We start from the raw sequence: 19,614 nt of genomic DNA, 5'->3' as shown, positions 1-19,614 counted from the left end.
GGGAGGTGACTCTCGACACGCCTCCGCTCGCCCCTTCCAGGGGACGGCAGGTGAGCAGGGGCGGCGGCTGTCCGATGAGGGCGCGTACCGGCGTCCGGCACCCGGCGGTGCGCGGGGCTCCTTAGACTGGGTGCGTCCGCTCTGATCTGTCGCCGAACACCAAGGTGCTGGAAGATATGACATCTGTTGATCTGGGGATCCCCTCGGTACGCAGCAAGCCGATCGCCGAGCGGCGGGTGTCGCGGCAGATCATGGTCGGCTCCGTGCCGGTCGGCGGCGACGCGCCCGTCTCCGTGCAGTCGATGACCACGACGGTGACCGCCGACGTCAACGCCACCCTGCAGCAGATCGCGGAGCTCACCGCGTCCGGCTGCCAGATCGTCCGCGTGGCGGTCCCCTCGCAGGACGACGCCGACGCGCTGCCCGTCATCGCCAAGAAGTCGCAGATCCCGGTGATCGCCGACATCCACTTCCAGCCGAAGTACGTCTTCGCGGCCATCGAGGCGGGGTGCGCGGCCGTCCGGGTGAACCCCGGGAACATCAAGAAGTTCGACGACAAGGTCGGCGAGATCGCCCGCGCCGCCTCCGACCACGGCGTCCCGATCCGCATCGGCGTGAACGCCGGCTCCCTCGACCCGCGCCTGCTCGCCAAGTACGGCAAGGCGACGCCGGAGGCGCTGGTGGAGTCGGCGCTGTGGGAGTGCTCGCTGTTCGAGGAGCACGGCTTCCACGACATCAAGATCTCGGTCAAGCACCACGACCCGGTCGTGATGATCCAGGCCTACCGCCTGCTCGCCCAGAAGTGCGACTACCCGCTGCACCTCGGCGTGACCGAGGCGGGCCCGGCGTTCCAGGGCACGATCAAGTCGGCGGTGGCGTTCGGGGCGCTGCTGGCCGAGGGCATCGGCGACACGATCAGGGTGTCGCTGTCCGCGCCTCCGGTCGAGGAGGTCAAGGTCGGCATCGGCATCCTGGAGTCGCTCAACCTCCGCGAGCGCGGCCTGGAGATCGTCTCCTGCCCCTCGTGCGGGCGTGCGCAGGTCGACGTGTACACCCTGGCCGAGCAGGTCCACGCCGGGCTCGACGGGCTGAAGGTCCCCCTGCGGGTCGCGGTCATGGGCTGCGTCGTGAACGGTCCGGGCGAGGCGCGTGAGGCCGACCTCGGCGTGGCCTCCGGCAACGGCAAGGGGCAGATCTTCGTCAAGGGCGAGGTCGTCAAGACCGTCCCCGAGTCGCAGATCGTGGAGACCCTGATCGAGGAGGCCCTGCGGCTGGCCGAGGAGATGGGCGTGGAGGTCGACGTCGACGACGAGGCCGCCCCCGGCCCGGAGGTCATCGTCCGCTGACGCGGGCCTCCCCGCACCGCCTCCAGGGCTTGCTCCCCGTAGTACGGCGCCGGTTTCGCCGTACTACGGTCCCCGCCGTCGCGGCGCCGGTCATAGCGCTGACGGAGCGCGAGGGGGCCGCGGCCTTTCTCGCCGGGGTGCCGGGCGGGCGTCCCCCGCACTGGCCCGGCGTCCCCCGCACTGGCCCGGCGTCCCCCGCACTGGCCCGGCGTCCCCCGCACTGGCCCGGCGTCCCCCGCACTGGCCCGGCGTCCCCCCGCTGCCCCGCTCTCTCCCGCGCTGACCGAGAGCTCTGCCGGGTTGCGGTCCTCGTCGGCGTCGGTGCCGGTCAAGGCGCTCATGGAGTGCGAGAAGTGGGCGGTGGGGGTTATCTGGCGGTTTGGGGGGATTGGGCATATTCTGCCTGGTCAGGGGGGCTTGGCATTCCTGCTGCGGGGGCCGGGGGTGTATTCAGGAAGAGTGCGGGTTCGGGAGCGACTGTCGGGGGAGTGGCCGCCGGGCCATGCCCTGGCGGCGATACCGCTCGCGCTGATCCTGTTCATCACGATCGCCGACATCCTGACGCCCACCGAGATCTCGCTCAGCCCGCTGCTGATCACCGCTCCCGCGATCACGGCCTCGTTCGCCGGCCCCCGTCTCACGGGGTTCGTGGGCGCCCTCACGATCCTCGACGAGATCTTCCTGGACACGTACTCCGGCCTGCTGGGGCGCCGGGTGGTGCAGACCGAGCTCCTCGCGCTGATCGTGGTCACGGCGTTCCTCGTGCTGTTCTCCTACCTCAGGCACCGGCACAAAGAGGTGCTGACCAGGGTGCGGTCGGTGTCGGAGGCCGCGCAGCGCGCCCTGCTGCGGCCACTGCCGAACCGGCTCGGCTCCATCCGGCTGGCCTCCAGCTACCTGGCCGCGGACGAGGAGGCCCAGATCGGCGGTGACCTGTACGCCGCCACGCGCGGCGACTCGGGCACCCGCCTGGTCATCGGCGACGTCCGCGGCAAGGGGCTCGCGTCCGTCTCGGATGTCGCCATGCTGCTCGGCGCCTTCCGCGAGGCGGCCCGCCGCGACCCGACCCTGCCCGAGGTCGCGCTCCACCTGGACGACAGCGTGCGGGCCGAGGTCGAGGAGCACGCCGGGGAGCTGGAGGGCAGCGAGCAGCTGTTCGAGAACTTCATCACCGCCGCGGTGATGGAGATCCCCGACGACCGGCCGGTGATCAAGCTGATCGACTGCGGGCACCCCCCACCCCTGCTGATCCGCGACCACCACGTCATGAGCCTTCAGGTGCCGAACCCCGCGCCCCCGCTCGGACTCGGAGAGCTCACCGAGCCCGGCTACGACGCCGAGATTTTCGACTTCAAGGCGGGCGACACGATCCTGCTGTACACCGACGGGGTCATCGAGGCCCGCTGCCCCGACGGCCGGTTCTATCCCTTGCACGAACGGCTGTCGTCGTGGCAGGGCGACGGCCCCGAGACGCTGGTGAACTACGTCCGCGACGACCTGCTCGCCCATGTCGGGGGCCGTCTGGGCGACGACGCCGCCATGGTCGCGATCCAGCGTTTGCCCGATTAGGGATACGAAGAGCAATCCGCTGACTACGGAACGGTAAACTTTGGGCCGGGTCGTGCGTGACCACGAGCCCGCATCCGGCAGCATCACCTCTGCCACAAGGAGCAGGGGGAGTTACGGGTGAAGCGGGTTTTCTGCGTCATAGCCGGTGCGACGATGGTGGTCGCGAGCCTGACGGGAGGAGCACAGGGGGCGTCGGCCGTTCCACGGGACACCGTGGCGTGGACCTCGTGCCCGGGAGCCAAGAGCACCAGCACTGTCGAGTGCGCGACGGTGAAGGTGCCGCTCGACTACACGAAGCCCGGCGGGCAGACGATCACGCTGGCGCTCAACCGCATCAAGGGCTCGGCGTCCCATGACCGCCAGGGGCAGGGGGTGCTGCTGGTCAACCCCGGCGGGCCCGGCGCGTCCGGCATCGCGCTGTCGCGGTTCATCGCCGGAGCCCTGCCGAAGGACATCGCCTCGCGCTACGACGTGGTCGGGTTCGACCCGCGCGGCGTCGGCGCCAGCGAGCCGGCGCTGACCTGCGTCGACTACCACAAGCTCTTCGCCGCGCCCCGGCCCGACCAGGTGCCGCTGAGCGAGGCGGCCCAGGCGCCCCTGCTGGCGCGCGCCAAGGGGTACGCCGACGCGTGCGGCGCGCGCTGGGGGTGGCTGCTGCCGCACCTGACCTCCGAGAACTCCGCCCGCGACATGGACGTGATCCGGGAGGCGCTCGGCGAGCAGAAGATCAGCTACATGGGGTACTCGTACGGCACCTACCTCGGCGCGCTGTACGCCACCATGTACCCCAGCCACGTGCGGCGGCTGGTGCTCGACAGCGTGGTCGACCCCGAGGGCGTGTGGTACGACGCGAACATCTCCCAGGACTACGGCTTCGACCGCCGGCACCGGGAGTTCCTGGCCTGGGTGGCCCGGCACAACGACGTGTACCACCTCGGCCGCACCGAGGACGAGGTGTCGTCGGCCTGGTACGCCATGCGCAAGCACCTCGCGGTCAAGCCCGCGGGCGGCCTGGTGGGCCCGAGCGAGCTGGACGACATCTTCACCGTCGGCGGGTACACCAACGCGGTCTGGCCGCTGTTCGCCGCCGCCTTCTCGCTGCAGGCCAAGAAGGGGCAGCCGGACGGCCTGATGGCGGCCTACCGCCAGCTCGTCGACCACGACGCCGCGGCCGAGAACAACTACGCCGTCTACCTCGCCGTGCAGTGCCGCGACGCCGAGTGGCCGCGTGACTGGTCGCGCTGGCAGTCCGACACCGTGAAGGTGAACGCCAAGGCGCCGTTCATGGCCTGGCCCAACGCCTGGTACAACGCCCCGTGCGCCTTCTGGCCGGTCAAGGGGGGCACCGCGCCGCACATCGGCGACGTCGCCCACCTGCCGCCCATGCTGCTCATCCAGTCGAAGCAGGACGCCGCCACGCCGTACGCGGGGGCGCTGCGCATGCGCGGGCTGTTCCCGAGCGCCCGGCTGGTCGCCGAGGCCGGCGGCAACCACGGCGTGTCCCTGAGCGGCAACACCTGCGTCGACCGGCACGTGTTCGCCTACCTGCGCGACGCGACCGTCCCGGGTGGGGCGGACCGGCACTCCGGGCGCCAGGCCGACGCCGTCTGCGGCACGACGCCCGAGCCACGGCCGATCCTTCCGCTCGCGTCGACCCCTGATCGTCTGCGCACATCCAACGCGCTTCTCGGCCAGTAGGGTCGGTTCGTTCCAAAATCGGGACGGTCGCGTAGGCTGGGCCCGTGATGCTGCGAACATCGGCGTCGCGTGTGCTCGACGATCAGGACCGCGAAGAGGTGCTCGGCATCCTCGACGCGGACCCCGTCGCCAACGTCTTCGTCGCCTCCCGGGTGCGGTCCGTCGGGCTCAACCCGGCCAGGCTCGGCGGACAGATGTGGGGATTCGGCCCGCGTGGCGCGATGACCTCACTGTGCTACGCCGGAGCCAACCTCGTCCCGGTCAACGCCGGGCCGGAGGCCGTCCAGGCCTTCGCCGAGCGTGCCCGCAGGCAGGGCCGCCGATGCTCCTCCATCGTCGGCCCTGTCGACGCGGTGGAGAAGCTGTGGGAACGGCTCGAGCCCCACTGGGGCCCGGCGCGGGCGATCCGCTGGGCCCAGCCGGTGATGGCGACGTCCTCGCCGTCACCGGTGCCGGCCGATCCGCTCGTGCGGCAGGTCCGGCCCGAGGAGTTCGCGACCGTGCTGCCCGCCTGCGTGGCGATGTTCACCGAGGAGGTCGGCATCTCGCCCGACCTCGGCGACGGCGGCGCGCTCTACCGCTCGCGGGTGGCCGAGCTGATCCGCATCGGCCGTTCCTTCGCCCGCATCGAGGACGGCCAGGTGGTCTTCAAGGCCGAGGTCGGGGCGGTGACGCCGCAGGTCTGCCAGATCCAGGGGGTCTGGGTGCATCCCGAGCGGCGCGGTCAGGGACACGCCGTGGCGGGCATGGCCGCGATCGTCGACCTGACCCTGCGGCACTTCGCCCCGACGGTGTCGCTGTACGTCAACGACTTCAACGCCCCCGCGCGGGCGGCCTACCGCCGGGTGGGGTTCAAAGAGGTCGACACGTTCATGTCCGTGCTGTTCTGACCCTTCGCCCGATCCCTCGGCACGAGCGGGGTGCGCGGCGCCGGTACCCTGGGCGGGTGCTCGAACAGGTGACCGCGACGCGGTACGTGACCCCGTTGAGGGAGGGCGGGTCGCTGCCCGGTGTCATCGAGGCGGACGACCTCGGCACCTATGTGGTGAAGTTCCGCGGCGCGGGACAGGGGCGACGCGTCCTCGTCGCCGAGATCATCTGCGCGGAGCTGGCGCGACGCCTCGGCATGCGCACCCCCGAGTTGAAGGTCATCGACCTCGACCCGCAGATCGGGACGCGCGAGCCCGACCAGGAGATCCAGGACCTCCTCAACGCCAGCGAGGGCCACAACCTCGCCGTCGACTTCCTGCCCGGCGCGCTCGGCTTCGACCCGCTCGCCTGGACGCCCGACGCCGGCTTCGCCTCACGCGTGCTGTGGTTCGACGCGCTCGTCCACAACGTCGACCGCAGCTGGCGCAACCCCAACCTCCTGGTCTGGCACGGCGACACCTGGCTGATCGACCACGGCGCCGCCCTGTGGTTCCACCACAACTGGCGTACGGCCGACCCGCAGCGCCCGTTCAAGGCCGACGACCACGTGTTCGCGCCGTTCGCGTCCCGTCTGAAGGAGGCCGACGCCGAGCTGCCCGGCCTGATCACCGAGGGGCTGCTGCGCGAGGTCGTGGCCCTGGTCCCCGACGAGTGGCTCGACGGCGAGCCCGGCTTCGACGACGCCGCGGCGGTGCGGCGGGCGTACGTCGACCACCTGCTCGCCCGCGCCCACGGCCCGCGCGCCTGGCTCCCGGAGGTGGCCGCCCGATGAGCGAGCTGCACGTCTACGAGTACGCCGTGGTCCGCGTCGTGCCGTGCGTGGTACGCGGCGAGCTGATCAACGCGGGGGTGATCCTCTACTCCCAGCCGTGCGGGTACCTCTGCGCCCGCGTCGAGCTGGACGAGGCGCGGCTGCTCGCGCTCGACGAGAGGGCCGACGTCGCGGGCATCCGGCAGGCGCTGGCGGCCTACGAGCGGGCCTGCACCGAGGACTCCGGCCCGCTGCGCCGCGAGTCCCTCGGCAGCCGTTTCCGCTGGCTGACCGCCCCCCGGAGCACGGTCGTCCAGACCGGCCCCGTCCACGCGGGCCTCACCGCCGACCCGGCCGCCGAGCTCGAGCTCCTCCTCGGCCGCCTGGTACGGAGAACCACCGCTACATCCGGGTGATGACCTCCTCGGCGAAGCGTTCGAGGGTGGCGATCTTGAGTTCGAGGCCGCCCTCGCCGTACCGTTCCTTCTCCTCGGGGGTGGCGAGCCACCAGGGGGCGGCCAGGGTTCCGGTGACGCCCTTCTCGGCGATCCTGCGGTAGGTCGCCGGGTCGGGCAGGGCCGCGACGCCGGCGACGATCTCCAGCGCGTCCTCGGCCCTGCCGTACTCCTTCAGGTGGCCGCGGAGCCGGGCCAGCACGTCGTCCAGCTGCTCCTCGGTGTAGACCCGGTTGCCGATCCACCCGTCCCCGAGCCGGGCCGCGCGACGCAGCGCCGCGTCGCTGTCCCCGCCCACGAAGAACGGCACCGGGCGCCCCGGCGTCGGCGCGATCGACAGCGGCCCGAAGTCGAAGAACCTCCCGTGGTGCTCGACCGTGCCGCCCGTCCACAGCTCCCGCAGCACCGGGATCATCTCGTCCAGCCGCTTGCCCCGGGTGTGGAAGTCCTGCCCGGTCTGCAGGAACTCGTCCTCGCACCAGCCCACGCCGACCCCGAAGCTCACACGGTCGCGGGACAGGACGGCGGCCGTGGACACCTGCTTGGCCACGGTGAACAGGTCGCGGGCCGGGGCGATGTACACGTTCGGGGCGAACCGCAGCCGTTCGGTCACGGCGGACATCGCCCCGATCGTCACCCAGACGTCCGGCCAGTGTGTCGCGGCGGTCCAGCGTGGCCGTCCCGTGCGGGAGTAGGGGTAGGGGGAGCTGTAGTCGGCGTAGAAGATGTGGTCCGACAGCGTCAGCGTGTCGAAGCCGCACCGCTCGGACGCCTTGGCCAGCTCGACGAACTGGTCGGTGTCGGTGAACGACGCCCCCAGCCAGAAGCGCATCCCGGACAAGGCCGTCAGCCCGTGAACTCGGGGATGACCTTGGTGGCGAACAGCTCCAGGTTGCGCTTGACCGTGTCGAGCGGCAGCACTCCCTGCTGGCCCTGCATGAACAGGCCGAACCACTCCAGGTCGGGCATCCGGTCGAGCATCCGCTGGATGCCGCGCTTGACGTCGTCGGGTGTGCCCAGCAGGGCCAGCTCGACCTCGTTCATGCGCTTGTAGTCGCCCTTCTCCGGCGAGATCGGCACGTGCCTGTCGTCCTCCTGCTTGCGCAGGACCTCCAGGTAGCCGAAGGGGCCGAAGAACGCCGCGAAGTCCTTCTGCATGGGCCCGTAGGTCGCGATGGCCTCCTCGCGGGTGTCGGCCATGCCCACGACCTTGAGGATGCCGGTGTGCTCGCCCAGCTTGTAGTCACGCCCGCACTTGGCCGACTCCTCCTGGTAGAGCTTGGCCTTGGCGGCGTGCTCGTCGGGGTTCGGGGTGAACATCCACGGCATGATGTTCTCCTGCGCGGCCCTGATCACCGAGCGGTCGCTGATCGTGAACGGCTGCCACAGCTCCGGGTGGGGGTTCTGGTACGGCTTGGGGCACACGGCGACGGCCTGGATCCTGCCGTCGTCGGACACCTCGCCCGGCGCGCCGAAGGTCCTGGTCCACTCCAGCGCGGGCCAGCCCTCGATGCCGTCGTAGGGGAAGGGCACCTGGTAGTCGAGCGTCTCGCTCTTGTACCGGAGCGTCTCCTGGGTCCAGGCGAGCTTCATGATGTGCAGGATCTCGCCGAACACGTCGAAGTTGCGGTTGTCGGACGCCGACCCGTCCGAGCGGGCCGCCGCCGCGTGCCAGCGCTGGCCGAGGACGTTCATCCAGCGGTTCTGGTACCCGCGCGCGACGCCGAGCCGCAGCCGTCCCTTGCAGAACTGGTCGAGCAGGGCGACGTCCTCGGCCGCCCTGATGGGGTCCCAGGCGGGCAGCACCAGGCCGAGCGGCGCGAGCAGGATGCGCTCGGTGCGCGCCGCGAGGTCGGTGAGGACCATCAGCGGGTTGACCGAGAACTCGAACCCCTCGGAGTGGAAGTGGTGCTCGGTCATCATCAGGGCGTCGAAGCCGAGCTGGTCGGCGTGGACGGCGATCTCGCGGACCTCGTGCAGCAGCTTCTGGTACGACTCGGTGTCGCGTCCGATCGGCCGCCGCGCCCGGGCGTTCTCCTCCTGGCTGTAGCCGGAGCCGGGGATCTGCGGGTTGAGCATTATTGCGAATTTCACGGCAAACTCCTCATGCACGAGCGCCGGCGAGCGCCTTGAGCCAGTTGTCGACGACGAGGAGGAACTCCGCCGGGCGTTCCTCGTGGAGCCGGTGGCCGCTGCCCTCCCAGACCACGGCCCGCGAGCGGGGGTCCTTGAACACCCCCGACTCCCAGGCGGCCTGCGCGGGGTCGAACCAGAAACTGAGCACCGGGTGGTCCCGCCGCGCCAGGTACTCGTCGGAGCCGGCGCGCAGCCCGATCGCGCCCGGCGCGGCGAACATCGCCTCGAACGCCTCCACCAGCACGTGCGGGGGAGTGGCGAGCGTGCGGCGGCGGTGCCACTCCTTGATCCACGCCGGGGTGGCCGGGGTGTACGACCAGCGGTCGATGTCGACGGCGACCGCGCCGGTGTCGCCGTCGCGCAGGGCCGTCACCATGGCGGGGAACGCCGAGGCGACCGGCCCGGCGAATCCGTACCCGGGGTCGACGGTGACCAGGGCGCGGACGAGGTCGGGGTGCTCGACGGCGAGGTGGGAGACCACCTGCCCGCCCATCGAGTGGCCGACCGCGACGACCGGCGGGGCGCCGAGCCCGGTCAGCAGCTCGGCGAGGTCGTCGGCCATGCGGCGCGGGGTGTTGCCGGTGTCACGGCAGGTGGAGTAGCCGTGCCCGCGCAGGTCGGCGGCGATCACGCGGTGGCGTTCCCTCAGCGTGGGGATGTGGTGGGACCACTCGTGGGAGTCGGAGCCCCATCCGTGGACGAGCAGCAGCACCGAGTCGGACGAGCCGTCATCGGTGTAGAACAACCGCACGCCGTCGACGTCGGCGAATGCCATGAGCGCCCCTCCTGCTGAGGACTTCCCGCCAGGCAAGCTACCCTAGGAATGCTAACCGAGCAATCGCTTGTTTAGCCATGAGGGCTGGCCCCACGATGGACACGGCGAGAGGATGGGCGCATGCGGCTGGGCGTCACGATGTTCACCACCGACCAGGCGATGCCGGTCCCCGACCTGGCGCGCGCGGCCGAGGAGCGCGGCCTCGCCTCGCTGTACGTGCCCGAGCACACCCACATCCCGATCTCCCGCCGCACACCGCCCCCCGCCGGGCAGGAGGCGCTGCCCGAGGAGTACAAGCGCACCCTCGACCCGCTGGTCGCCCTGGCCTACGCGGCGGCGGTCACCGAACGCCTCACCGTCGGCACCGGCATCCTCCTCGCCGCCCAGCGCGACCCCATCGTCACCGCCAAGGCCGTCGCCACGCTCGACCACCTGTCCGGCGGCCGGGTCGCGCTCGGAGTGGGGTTCGGCTGGAACGTCGAGGAGATGGAGGACCACGGCGTGCCGTACGGCTCCCGCCGCGACGTCGCCCGCGAGCACGTGCTGGCCATGAAGGCGCTGTGGAGCGGGGACGTCGCCGGCTACGACGGGCGGCACGTGCGCTTCGAGCCGTCCTGGTCGTGGCCCAAGCCGGTCTCCGGCCCGCCGGTCTACATCGGCGGCGGCGCCGGGCCCAAGCTGTTCGCGCACGTCGCCGAGTACGCCGACGGGTGGATGCCCATCGGCGGCAAGGGAGTGAAGGACGCCCTGCCGGCCCTGCGCGAGGCGTACGACAAGGCCGGCCGCGACCCCGGGACCGTCACGGTCGTGCCCTTCGGGACGGTGCCGAGCCGGGAGAAGCTCGACTACTACGCCGGGCTCGGCATCGAGGAGGTCGTCTGCCAACTCCCCAGCGCCTCCTCCGACGTCGTCCTGCCCGTCCTCGACCGCTACGCGTCGCTGCTGTGAGAAGGAGGCGGCACCCACCACATCGCCCCGGACGCGATCTCCTGGTAGACGTCCAGCAGGTCGGCGCCGGTGATCGCGCTGCGCGACTCGGCGGCGGCCCAGGTGTAGACGCCGCGTGACATGGTCGAGGTCTCCTGCCGTACGCGCAGCGTGTAGACCCGCGCCCGGATCTCGTGCACCTGCGCGTCCGCCGGGGCGGCCTGCATGGCGAGCTCGGCGAGCTGGCAGGCCAGGCGGAGGTCGCCGTCGGCGGCGGCCGTGGCGGCGCGCGCGGCCAGCGCGGAGGCGCCCCCGGTGAGACCCGCGAGCGCCTCGGCCAGCACCTCGTCGGGCGCCGGCTTGAGGTGTGCCGGATTGCCGTCGTGCCAGCCGCCGTACAGCCGCCAGATGTTGCGCACCACGAACTCCGGCTCGTCGTAGTCGGGCCGCAGGTACGGCCGCCCGGCGAGCTCCCGTGGCGGCCGGACGGCGTGGATGATCTCGTCGAGCCGGGCGCCCGCGTTCATCAGCTCCAGCGTCTGGTCGACGAGGCTGTCGAGGTAGTCGGCCGTGTCGGTGAGCGCCTGCCGTACGCGGGCCGCGCCGGCGATGGGCAGGCCGTGTCCGGGCAGCAGCACCTCGGCGTCCAGGGCCGCCATCCGGCGTAGCGCGACGGCCCACTCGTCGGGGTAGCGCTGCGCCTTCTGCGGGTTCCCGGCGTTCGGCGTGACCCAGACGAACAGGTCGCCGGTCAGCAGCACGCCGCGTTCGGGCAGGAACGCCCAGGTCGCGTCGTCGGTCTCGCCGCGCGCGTGCCGCATCCGGAAGGTCACGTCACCCAGCGAGAGCGCCATCTGGTCGCGGTAGGTCAGGTCGGGCTGGCGGTAGGAGGTCGGCCACCGCAGGCCGGTGAAGCCGAACTGCCGCTGGTTGATCACCGTGTTGTACCCGGCGGTCCTGGCGTAGCGGGCGAACCGCGCGGGCACGTTCTCGTGCGCGACCACCTGGGGCCGCGGGCCGTCCTCGGCGTCGAACGGGTCCATGCCCGCGACATGGTCGACGTGCCCGTGGGAGAAGATCGCATAGCGAACCGGCCCGTCCGACCAGGCGCGCACGGCGGCGTGCATGGTGGAGGCGTCCACGGTGTTGCCCGTGTCGAACAGAGCCAGGCCGCCATCGCCCCGAATGCCGTACACATTGCCGAAGGCCGGCCACATGACCACGCCCTCGGCCACCTCCTGCACCCCCCTCGAGCGCAGGTCCCGCAGTGGTACGTCCTGCGGGGCCACCGACCCGCGCCATACGCGGTCAGCGTGGTCGAGGATCGGTGACGTCATGCGGTCAAGCCTGACCCGGATGGCCCGCGAGCAGCAGTAGGGAGTTCCCTACATCTCCAGGTCTTTGCCATCAGGAGATGACGATGGGAACGCGCGAGGCGTCGCCGGGGAGCACGTCTGGACGAGGGCTGTTCGCGGTCGGTGGCCGGCACGCGCGGCCCCGCGCATCGGGACGGCGGTGCCGCGACCAGGTGGGCTCGCCGTGGTCCCATCGGGACGGCGGTGCCGCGACCAGGTGGGCTCGCAGTGCTCCCATGTCGATCAGGCCGTACACGCCGGAGGCCGTCAGGCGAGGCCGGCAAGGAGGCCGGCGAGCTCGTGTGCCTTGGACAGGATGCCGAGGTGGCTGGTGTCGAGGGTCTCGACCCGGAACCGGCCGGGGGCCTGCGCGTCGGCGTCGCGGATCATGCGGTCCTGCAGGGCGAGGGGCAGGGACCGGTCATGGCGGAGCCGGATATAGGTGCGGTCGATGCGGCCCCAGGTCTCGGGGGCGATGCGCGCCTCGGCCAGCGATATCGACACCGGCTCGTCCGGCTGGCACTCGTTGATCACTACGCGCAGCATGTCGTCGGTGCCGTCGGCGAGGAAGGCGGCCTTGACCGTGGCGAGGAAGCCGGGGTCGGCCGTACGCCAGTTCGTCCGCAGGGCCCCCGTCTTGGCGGGGTCGCCGACGTGCGGCACCTTGAGGACCAGACTGTCGCGGCCCTCGGGCGACTGGTAACACTCAAGGACGCTCCCCAGGGTGGAGCAGCAGAATGCCGAGATGTAGACGATCCTGCTGATCAGATGGGGTACGGCGTTGCCGACTCCGGTGATGGTCACTCCGCCCAGGCTGTGCCCGGCCAGCACCACCGGCCCGTGCGCCGCAGCCCGTCGTACGACGCCGGTGACGTGGGTGACGTAGTCCTGGAGGGTGACATCGGCCAGCGGCGAGCGTTCGGTGGCGAACGTGCCGAGATCCTGGGGTGACTGGTAGGAGGCGGGGTACCAGGCGGCCGGGCCGTGCCCCGGCAGGTCGACCGCGAGGGCGCGGTACCCGAGCACGGCGAGCTCGCCGATGATCGGCCCCCAGAAACCGGAGCCGCCGTTGGAGCCATGGACGAGCACGAACGTCGGCCTGCAGCGGTGTGCGGCGTCGGCGTCGGCGTCGGGGTCGGCGTGGGTGTGGACGTGGGCGTTGGCCTTGGCGTCGGCGTCGGCGTGGGCGCTGGGTGCGAGCGCCCCGGTGGCCAGGAGGCCTGCCAGGGCGGCCTGTGAGGTCTGACGCAACATGGCGCGACGGGTCGTATCGGTCATGGTGGGTACCTCTCGACAATCGGCGAAGTAGGCGGCCGTCTGGATCGCGGCGGGCAGCCTTGGGACAGGCGGAAATCGGATGATCGGGGGCGGTCAGCGGGACTTGCGGGGCACGTGGGCGCGGATCTCCGGGCGGGTGACGGCCCAGGCGACCGCGAGCAGCACCAGCCCCTGGACGCCCTGCTCGACGCGGACCCAGACGGGGTACGGCCCGGGGAGCGAGACCAGCGCCGCGATGCCGATCGGGCCGGCGATCGAGACCCACAGCATGCGCAGGTAGGCCGAACGCCTCCCGGCGCGGAGCCGGCCGGCCCAGCGCAGGCAGAGTAGCGCCAGGACCGTCACCCCGGCGGCGCGGATCCACACCACGGGGTCGAGGCCGTCTCGCAGCAGCCACACCGCCCCGAGCAACCCGGCACTGAGCACGCAGTTGACGTAGAGCAGGACGAAGACCCGGCGGATGGCGGGCCCCGTCGGCACGCTGGGCGCGGGCGCCGGTGTCGCGGAAGCACGGACGTCCTGAGCATTCATGATCAAAGGCCTTTCTGGGGATGAGCGGTCGCCGACCGGGAGAGTCGAACGGTGTCGACGGTAGGGAGCACGTGTCGACGGTAGGGACCACCACGGGTCCGCCGTAATCCCGCCAGACCCCGTCTTCGGTGGGGCTGGCCCCACCCGAGTCTGGGTCCAGCCGGGTGTGATCGGAGGCCGGCAGGCGGGACACTTGGGCGCGTGGGAAAGGTAGGAGCGCGGGCTGCCCGGCACCTCGGGGCGTTGGGGCATGGGCTGCTGCTCGGCGGCCTGAAGCCTGTGGCCGCGATGCTCGCCGGGCTGCCGGTGCTCGTCGTGGTCACCGGTTACGCCGGCGCGATCTCGCCTGCGCTCGCGGTCACGGTGCTCGGCGGGCGGTGGCTGGCCGGTCTCACCAGGAGGTTGAACGGCCGGTGGGGCGGCATCGAGATACCGGCGCCGTACCTGCCGCGTCCGGCCCTGCAACGGGTGGCGCACGGCTGGTACTGGACGGGGTACGACTACCACCACTCGCGGTGGGTCGCGAGGGTCTCCCTGATGTTCAACTGGCTGGTCCGCGACCCGGCGACCTGGCGTGACCTGCTCTGGCTGGCGACGGACCCGCTGATCGGAGGCCTGCTCGCCCTGCTCCCCGCCGGCCTGGTGGCCTACGGCCTGGCCATGCCGTGGACCGGCACGACCGTCCCATTCATAGCCGCCATGCCGGCCGGGGTGGCGGCGGCCGGAGTGCCTGCCGTGCCGGCCGGAGTGTCCGTGCTGTCGGCCGGGACCGCCGGATTGCCCGGAGTGTCGGTCGGGGGCGCGGCATTGTATGGAGTGCCGTCTGGGGGCGCCGGGTCGCCGGGAGTGTCGGTCGGGGGTGCCGCGCTGTTCGGAGTGCCGGCCGCGGCGGTTGGGGTGGTGACCGTGCTGCTGGGGGTGGTGATCGCGCTGCTGGGGGTGGCGATCGCGCCGTCCTTGCTGCGCATGCACGGGCGATGGACGCACGCCGTGCTCGCACCGACCCGTCAGGCGTGGCTGGCGCGCCGTGTGGAGCGTCTCACCGAGACGCGGACCGACGCGGTCAACGCGCAGGCCGCGGAGTTACGCCGCATCGAGCGCGATCTGCACGACGGAGCGCAGGCCAGGCTGGTGGCGATGGGCATGACGCTCGGGGCGGCCGAGCAGCTGATCAGGAGCGATCCGGATGCCGCCGCCGCGCTGGTCGCCGAGGTCCGCGAGAGCTCCGCCAAAGCGCTGGGCGAGCTGCGCGACCTGGTGCACGGCATCTATCCGCCCGTGCTGGCCGAACGCGGTCTCGGTGACGCGCTGCGCCTGCTGGCCTTGGAGGCCCCGCTCCGGGTGAGCGTCGAGGTGGACATGGCAGGCCGCCCCGAGCCGCCGCTCGAGTCGGCGGCGTACTTCGCCGTGTCGGAACTGCTCACCAACGCCGCACGCCATTCCGGGGCGACGCACGTCGAGCTGACCGTCCGGCACGACGGAGAGCGGCTGCGCATCGCGGTGGCCGACGACGGCCGGGGTGGCGCTGATCCGGCGTGTGGCGGTGGACTGCAGGGCGTACGGCGCCGGCTGGGCGTCTTCGATGGAAATGTGACCGTGGACAGCCCTCGCGGCGGTCCCACCAGAGTGATGATGGAGATTCCGTGCGCGTTGTCCTCGCCGAGGACCTCTACCTCCTGAGAGACGGCCTGTCCCGGCTGCTGGCGGCTCACGGTCTGGAGGTGGTGGCGGCCGTCGAGAGCGGTCCCGAGCTCGAACGGGCCCTGGCCGACCAGCGGCCCGACGTCGCCGTGGTCGACGTGCGGCTGCCGCCGACGTTCACCGATGAGGGCCTGCGCGCGGCGCTGGAGGCGCGCCGCCGCGTTCCCGGCCTGCCCGTGCTGGTGCTGTCGCAGTACGTCCAGCAGCTCTACGCCCGGGAGCTGCTCGCCGACGGCACCGGAGGGGTGGGCTATCTCCTCAAGGACCGCGTGTTCAACGCCGAGCAGTTCGTCGAGGCGGTGCGCCGCGTGGCCGCCGGCGGCACGGCGATGGACCCCGAGGTGATCTCCAAGCTCCTGGCCGGCACCGCCGCCGGCACGCCGCTGTCCCGCCTGAACCCTCGGGAGCTGGACGTCCTCGCGCTGATGGCGGAGGGGCACTCCAACACCGTGATCGCCCAGCGGCTCTGCCTGAGCGAGGGCTCGGTCAGCAAGTACACCACCGGCATCTTCGCCAAGCTCGACCTCGCCCCGTCCAACGACACCAACCGGCGGGTCCTCGCCGTCCTCGCCTACCTCAACGGCACGACCGACCGGTGACAGGCCTGCGGCGCTGTTCTCGGTCGTCACGACATGACGGCGGTGGCCAGCTCGCGGAGAGCGGCGCGCAGGCGGGTGACGCCCCCGTTGGAGGTGATCTCGCGCACCAGGTCCCCGTCGAAGCAGCCGAGCAGCGCGTGGGCGAGGAAGTCCGCGTCGGCCGTGGGGCGGATCTCGGCGATCAGCCCGGTCACGTGCTCGTGCCAGAGGCGGTAGGTCGGGTCCTGGTGCTTGTCGGTCGCGCAGGCCTGCTCGTGCGCGGCGAACAGGGCGATGTTGCGCGCGGCCAGTTCGGCGAGCTCGTCGAGGAAGGCGAGGAGGCGGTCGCGGGGCGGCGCCTCGGGCCCAAGGGGGACCGGGCCGTTCTCGATCGCGTCGCGGATGCGGGCCGCCCGTTCGGCGAGCAGCTCCTGGAACAGCCCGGTACGGCTGCCGAACCGCCGGAACACCGTGCCCTTGCCCACCCCCGCGACCTGGGCGACGCGGTCGAGGGAGACATGGTCGGGGCCGTGGGCGGTGAGCAGTTCCTCGGTCGCCCGGAGGATCGCCTGCCGGTTGCGGGCGGCGTCGGCGCGTTCGGGTGCCATGGCGTCTCCTGGTAATCGGACTGTTGGTCCGTATAGTATCGCCTGCACACATCCGGACTGTCGGTCCGGATATCCGTGGAGGTTCTGTCATGCGCGCCTTGATTTCCGCCCCCGAGACGACCGAGGGGTACCGCCACGCCGAGGCCCCCGAGCCGGTCCCGGCCCCGGACCAGGTGACCGTGGAGGTGCGGCACGCGTCCGTCAACTTCGGGGAGGTCCGTCACCTGGGCTTCCAGCCCGCCGGGACGGTGCTCGGGTACGACGCGGCCGGGTACGTCGTCCAGGCCGCCGAGGACGGCAGCGGTCCCGCCGTGGGCGAGCGGGTGGTGGCGTTCGGCCCGGGAGCGTGGGGAGAGCGAGCGGTGTTCGGCACGGACAGTGTCGCGGTCGTCCCGGAGAAGGTCGACCTCGCCGCCGCCGCGGCGTTGCCCCTGGTCGGGATCACCGCGCTGCGGACCCTGCGTGACGCGGGTCTCGTCCTCGGCCGCAGGGTGCTCGTCACCGGGGCCTCGGGCGGTGTCGGCCGGGCGGCCGTCCAGCTCGCCAAGCATGCCGGCGCGTACGTCGTCGCGTCAGTCGGATCGCCCGCCCGCGGGGAGGGGCTGGCGGCGCTGGGGGCGGACGAGGTGGTGGTCGGGCTCGACACGGTCACGGAGCCGGTGGACGTGGTGCTGGAGAACGTCGGGGGAGCGCACCTGGTCGCCGCGTGGGGCCTGCTCAAGCCGGGCGGGGTACTGGAGAGCATCGGCTGGGCGTCCGGCGAGCCGGCGGTGTTCCCACCGAACTCGATCTTCGCGCTCGGGGCGGCCAAGTCGCTGCGTTCGTTCGGCGACGCCGCCGAACCCGGCCCCGACCTGGCCACTCTCGTCGACCTGACCGCTCGTGGCGTCCTGGACCCGGGGGTGGGCTGGCGCGGGAGCTGGACGAGGTTCGGCGAGGCCGTCGAGGCCCTGTTCGGCCGCCGCATTCCGGGCAAGGCGGTCATGGACCTCGACTGACCATCGCCCGCCTGCCCGACTCCGGGCAGGCTGGTCATGGACCTGGACTGATCGTCGCCCGCCTGCCCGACTCCGGGCAGGCTGGTCATGGACCTGGACTGATCGTCGCGGGCCTGCCCGACTCCGGGCAGGCTGGTCATGGACCTGGACTGATCGTCGCGGGCCCGCCCAGCTCCGGGCAAGCTGGTCATGGTCGACTGATCGTCGCCGGCCCCGCCGCAAGCGGGGCCGGCTCACGTGCCTCAGGGCTGGATGAGCACCTTCAGCGCCTCGCGGGCCGCCATCGCGCGGTAGCCGTCCGGCACCTCCTCCAGGCCGACCGTACGGTCGAACACCCGGCCCGGCTCGATCTTCCCGTCGAGGATGTCGGGAAGCAGCTCCTCGATGTACGCGCGGGCGGGCGCGGGGCCGCCGGTGACGGTGATGTTGCGCATGAAGGTGTCGCGCCCCAACGGGACCTCGTTGTACTGCGGCACGCCCAGCCTGCTGATCGCGCCGCCGGCGCGCACCACGCCGAGCGCCACGTCCATCGACTGCTCGGTGCCGACGGCCTCCACCACCGCGTGCGTCCCGTCGCCGCCGGTCAGCTCCCGCACCCGCTCGACCGCCTCCTCGCCGCGCTCGGCGATCACGTCGGTGGCGCCGAACTCGCGGCCCAGGTCGGTGCGGTCCTTGTGCCGGCCCATCAGGATGATCCGCTCGGCGCCCAGCCGCCTGGCGGCCAGCACCGCCGACAGCCCCACCGCGCCGTCGCCGACCACCGTCACGGACGTCCCGGGCCCGACCCGGGACGTCACCGCGCCGTGGTGGCCCGTGCAGAGCACATCGGACAAAGTGAGCAGCGAGGGCAGCAGCGCGGAGTCCTCGCCTACGGGCAGCTTCACCAGCGTCCCCTGGGCCTGCGGCACCCGCACGGCCTCGCCCTGGCCGCCGTCCACGCCGTCCAAACCGTAACGGCCACCGTTACGGCAGGACGGGTGCAGGCCCTCGGCGCAGAAGTCGCAGGTGCCGTCCGCCCAGACGAACGGCGCGACGACCAGGTCGCCACGCTTCAACCCGGACACCTCCGAGCCGATGTCCTCCACGACGCCGAGGAACTCGTGCCCCATGCGCCTGCCCTGCTCGGCGGCCGGCATCGACCCGTACGGCCACAGGTCGCTACCGCAGACGCACGAACGCACCACGCGCACGACGGCGTCGGTCGGGTTCTGGATCTTCGGGTCGGGGACGTCCTCCACGCGCACGTCACCGGCGCCGTACATCAAAGTCGCTCGCATCGAATTTCTTCCTTCGGGATGGATCAGTGGCGGCCGCCGACGGGGGCGGGCAGGGCGTCCTGAGGGGAGTCGTCCCGTGGGCTCGACGTCATGCCCATGCCTCCCAAGCCGGTGACACCGACCGGGCCGTTCCGGTATCTCGAACCGCGGCACGGGCGGCCGTTCCTGCGGCGCGGGCGGTGGTTCCCGCGGTGCGGGCGGCGGCCAGGCCCCGGCCTGGGGCGGTCGGCGCCCGATGGTGTGGTCCGCATGCTGGTGTCTCCTCTCCGGTCGGGCGGCCGTGACACATCAACCCTGCCAGCGGGGCCCGGACCATGGCAGACCGCGCTGTGCCAGGGACCGGCGTTCAGGGGTGCGACAGGGCCCCCCAGGCGATTCGCGCGCCCGAGGCCTCCTGGTACGGCTCGAAATCCGGCTGCCGGTGTGACATTCCGTCCGGTTTCTGTCGTGGCCAAGAGGTGGCCCCACCCTTTGAATTGAACGACTCCATGTCCCGTATGAATGCGCGAACGAGCGGCGCGTGTACGGGTCGTGCGCGCTCTGCCCGCTGTGGTTCACCTGTCGTATGCGTATATACGTATGAGGAGGTGGAGGGGTGTGCTGCGAGGGCTTCAGCCCTTCCGGTAGCGGCTTTCTTCTTTCACCTGTCTTTCTTTTTGAAAACCCGTGCGCGGTCGTCATCCGGTCCTCAGAATGACGTT

Annotated in this window: 18 protein-coding genes; 10 read left to right on the top strand and 8 right to left on the bottom strand. The window is 71.8% G+C overall.

Translation table 11 applies throughout. The features are described 5' to 3' along the window. Nucleotides 1-176 precede the first annotated feature (176 nt). The 6 genes from ispG to KIK05_RS24365 all read left to right on the top strand — a co-directional run bounded on the left by ispG (nucleotide 177) and on the right by KIK05_RS24365 (nucleotide 6,710). Nucleotides 177-1,346 carry a flavodoxin-dependent (E)-4-hydroxy-3-methylbut-2-enyl-diphosphate synthase gene (ispG, locus tag KIK05_RS24390; protein ID WP_214413127.1) on the top strand — a complete coding sequence of 390 codons (1,170 nt, stop codon included), beginning with the start codon at nucleotides 177-179 and terminating at the stop codon, nucleotides 1,344-1,346. A gap of 459 nt (nucleotides 1,347-1,805) precedes the next feature. After that, nucleotides 1,806-2,915 (top strand): PP2C family protein-serine/threonine phosphatase, encoded by a 1,110-nt coding sequence (locus tag KIK05_RS24385; protein WP_214413126.1) that lies wholly within the window; start codon nucleotides 1,806-1,808, stop codon nucleotides 2,913-2,915. Nucleotides 2,916-3,032: 117 nt separating this feature from the next. Beyond that, a complete protein-coding gene (locus tag KIK05_RS24380; RefSeq protein ID WP_214413125.1) occupies nucleotides 3,033-4,613 on the top strand; it encodes an alpha/beta hydrolase in 1,581 nt (526 codons plus the stop codon). Nucleotides 4,614-4,660: 47 nt separating this feature from the next. Next, a complete protein-coding gene (locus KIK05_RS24375; RefSeq protein ID WP_214413163.1) occupies nucleotides 4,661-5,503 on the top strand; it encodes a GNAT family N-acetyltransferase in 843 nt (280 codons plus the stop codon). 56 nt (nucleotides 5,504-5,559) lie between these two features. Further along, on the top strand, nucleotides 5,560-6,315 hold the full coding sequence (locus tag KIK05_RS24370; protein WP_214413124.1) for a HipA family kinase: 756 nt from the start codon (nucleotides 5,560-5,562) through the stop codon (nucleotides 6,313-6,315). Next, nucleotides 6,312-6,710, top strand: a complete 399-nt coding sequence (locus KIK05_RS24365) for a DUF3037 domain-containing protein (RefSeq protein ID WP_214413123.1) — start codon at nucleotides 6,312-6,314, stop codon at nucleotides 6,708-6,710. Before KIK05_RS24370 ends, KIK05_RS24365 begins: the two co-directional genes overlap by 4 nt. On the opposite strand, the gene KIK05_RS24360 is transcribed toward KIK05_RS24365, so the two are convergent. The 3 genes from KIK05_RS24360 to KIK05_RS24350 are packed head-to-tail and all read right to left on the bottom strand — an operon-like array spanning nucleotide 6,697 to nucleotide 9,660. Further along, nucleotides 6,697-7,581 (bottom strand): TIGR03619 family F420-dependent LLM class oxidoreductase, encoded by an 885-nt coding sequence (locus tag KIK05_RS24360; protein WP_214413122.1) that lies wholly within the window; start codon nucleotides 7,579-7,581, stop codon nucleotides 6,697-6,699. The genes KIK05_RS24365 and KIK05_RS24360 overlap by 14 nt on opposite strands. A gap of 14 nt (nucleotides 7,582-7,595) precedes the next feature. Next, nucleotides 7,596-8,843: an LLM class flavin-dependent oxidoreductase gene (locus tag KIK05_RS24355; RefSeq protein ID WP_214413121.1), complete on the bottom strand. Its 1,248-nt coding sequence runs from the start codon at nucleotides 8,841-8,843 to the stop codon at nucleotides 7,596-7,598. Nucleotides 8,844-8,853: 10 nt separating this feature from the next. Then, nucleotides 8,854-9,660, bottom strand: a complete 807-nt coding sequence (locus tag KIK05_RS24350; RefSeq protein ID WP_214413120.1) for an alpha/beta fold hydrolase — start codon at nucleotides 9,658-9,660, stop codon at nucleotides 8,854-8,856. 120 nt (nucleotides 9,661-9,780) lie between these two features. Here KIK05_RS24350 and KIK05_RS24345 point away from each other — a divergent pair, with 120 nt between their 5' ends. Then, a complete protein-coding gene (locus KIK05_RS24345) occupies nucleotides 9,781-10,608 on the top strand; it encodes an LLM class F420-dependent oxidoreductase (RefSeq protein ID WP_214413119.1) in 828 nt (275 codons plus the stop codon). Here KIK05_RS24345 and KIK05_RS24340 read toward each other — a convergent pair. The 3 genes from KIK05_RS24340 to KIK05_RS24330 all read right to left on the bottom strand — a co-directional run bounded on the left by KIK05_RS24340 (nucleotide 10,590) and on the right by KIK05_RS24330 (nucleotide 13,751). After that, entirely contained in the window at nucleotides 10,590-11,924 is a 1,335-nt protein-coding gene (locus tag KIK05_RS24340) for an alkyl sulfatase dimerization domain-containing protein (RefSeq protein WP_214413118.1), read from the bottom strand. The genes KIK05_RS24345 and KIK05_RS24340 overlap by 19 nt on opposite strands. A gap of 285 nt (nucleotides 11,925-12,209) precedes the next feature. Continuing rightward, complete coding sequence (locus KIK05_RS24335) at nucleotides 12,210-13,220, bottom strand: alpha/beta fold hydrolase (protein WP_250563332.1); 1,011 nt, start codon at nucleotides 13,218-13,220, stop codon at nucleotides 12,210-12,212. A 93-nt stretch (nucleotides 13,221-13,313) separates the two neighbouring features. After that, nucleotides 13,314-13,751 (bottom strand): hypothetical protein, encoded by a 438-nt coding sequence (locus KIK05_RS24330; RefSeq protein ID WP_214413117.1) that lies wholly within the window; start codon nucleotides 13,749-13,751, stop codon nucleotides 13,314-13,316. Between the two features lie 201 nt (nucleotides 13,752-13,952). On the opposite strand from KIK05_RS24330, the gene KIK05_RS24325 reads away from it, so the two are divergent. After that, complete coding sequence (locus KIK05_RS24325) at nucleotides 13,953-15,431, top strand: sensor histidine kinase (protein ID WP_308250088.1); 1,479 nt, start codon at nucleotides 13,953-13,955, stop codon at nucleotides 15,429-15,431. After that, the gene (locus tag KIK05_RS24320; protein WP_214413116.1) at nucleotides 15,395-16,051 is read left to right on the top strand and encodes a response regulator transcription factor; all 657 of its coding nucleotides are present in this window, start codon (nucleotides 15,395-15,397) and stop codon (nucleotides 16,049-16,051) included. The genes KIK05_RS24325 and KIK05_RS24320 overlap by 37 nt, the downstream gene beginning before the upstream one ends. A 26-nt stretch (nucleotides 16,052-16,077) precedes the next feature. On the opposite strand, the gene KIK05_RS24315 is transcribed toward KIK05_RS24320, so the two are convergent. Then, nucleotides 16,078-16,638, bottom strand: coding sequence for a TetR/AcrR family transcriptional regulator (locus KIK05_RS24315; RefSeq protein WP_214413115.1), 561 nt, complete (start codon nucleotides 16,636-16,638; stop codon nucleotides 16,078-16,080). A gap of 89 nt (nucleotides 16,639-16,727) precedes the next feature. On the opposite strand from KIK05_RS24315, the gene KIK05_RS24310 reads away from it, so the two are divergent. Continuing rightward, nucleotides 16,728-17,636, top strand: coding sequence for a zinc-binding dehydrogenase (locus KIK05_RS24310; RefSeq protein ID WP_214413114.1), 909 nt, complete (start codon nucleotides 16,728-16,730; stop codon nucleotides 17,634-17,636). A gap of 242 nt (nucleotides 17,637-17,878) precedes the next feature. On the opposite strand, the gene KIK05_RS24305 is transcribed toward KIK05_RS24310, so the two are convergent. Beyond that, complete coding sequence (locus KIK05_RS24305; protein ID WP_250563331.1) at nucleotides 17,879-18,913, bottom strand: zinc-binding dehydrogenase; 1,035 nt, start codon at nucleotides 18,911-18,913, stop codon at nucleotides 17,879-17,881. Nucleotides 18,914-19,614 lie beyond the last annotated feature (701 nt).

Source organism: Sphaerisporangium fuscum (assembly GCF_018531465.1).
GTDB lineage: Bacteria > Actinomycetota > Actinomycetes > Streptosporangiales > Streptosporangiaceae > Sphaerisporangium > Sphaerisporangium fuscum.
Note: the sequence above shows the minus strand (reverse complement) of the source record. Positions and strands in the feature narration are given on the sequence as shown.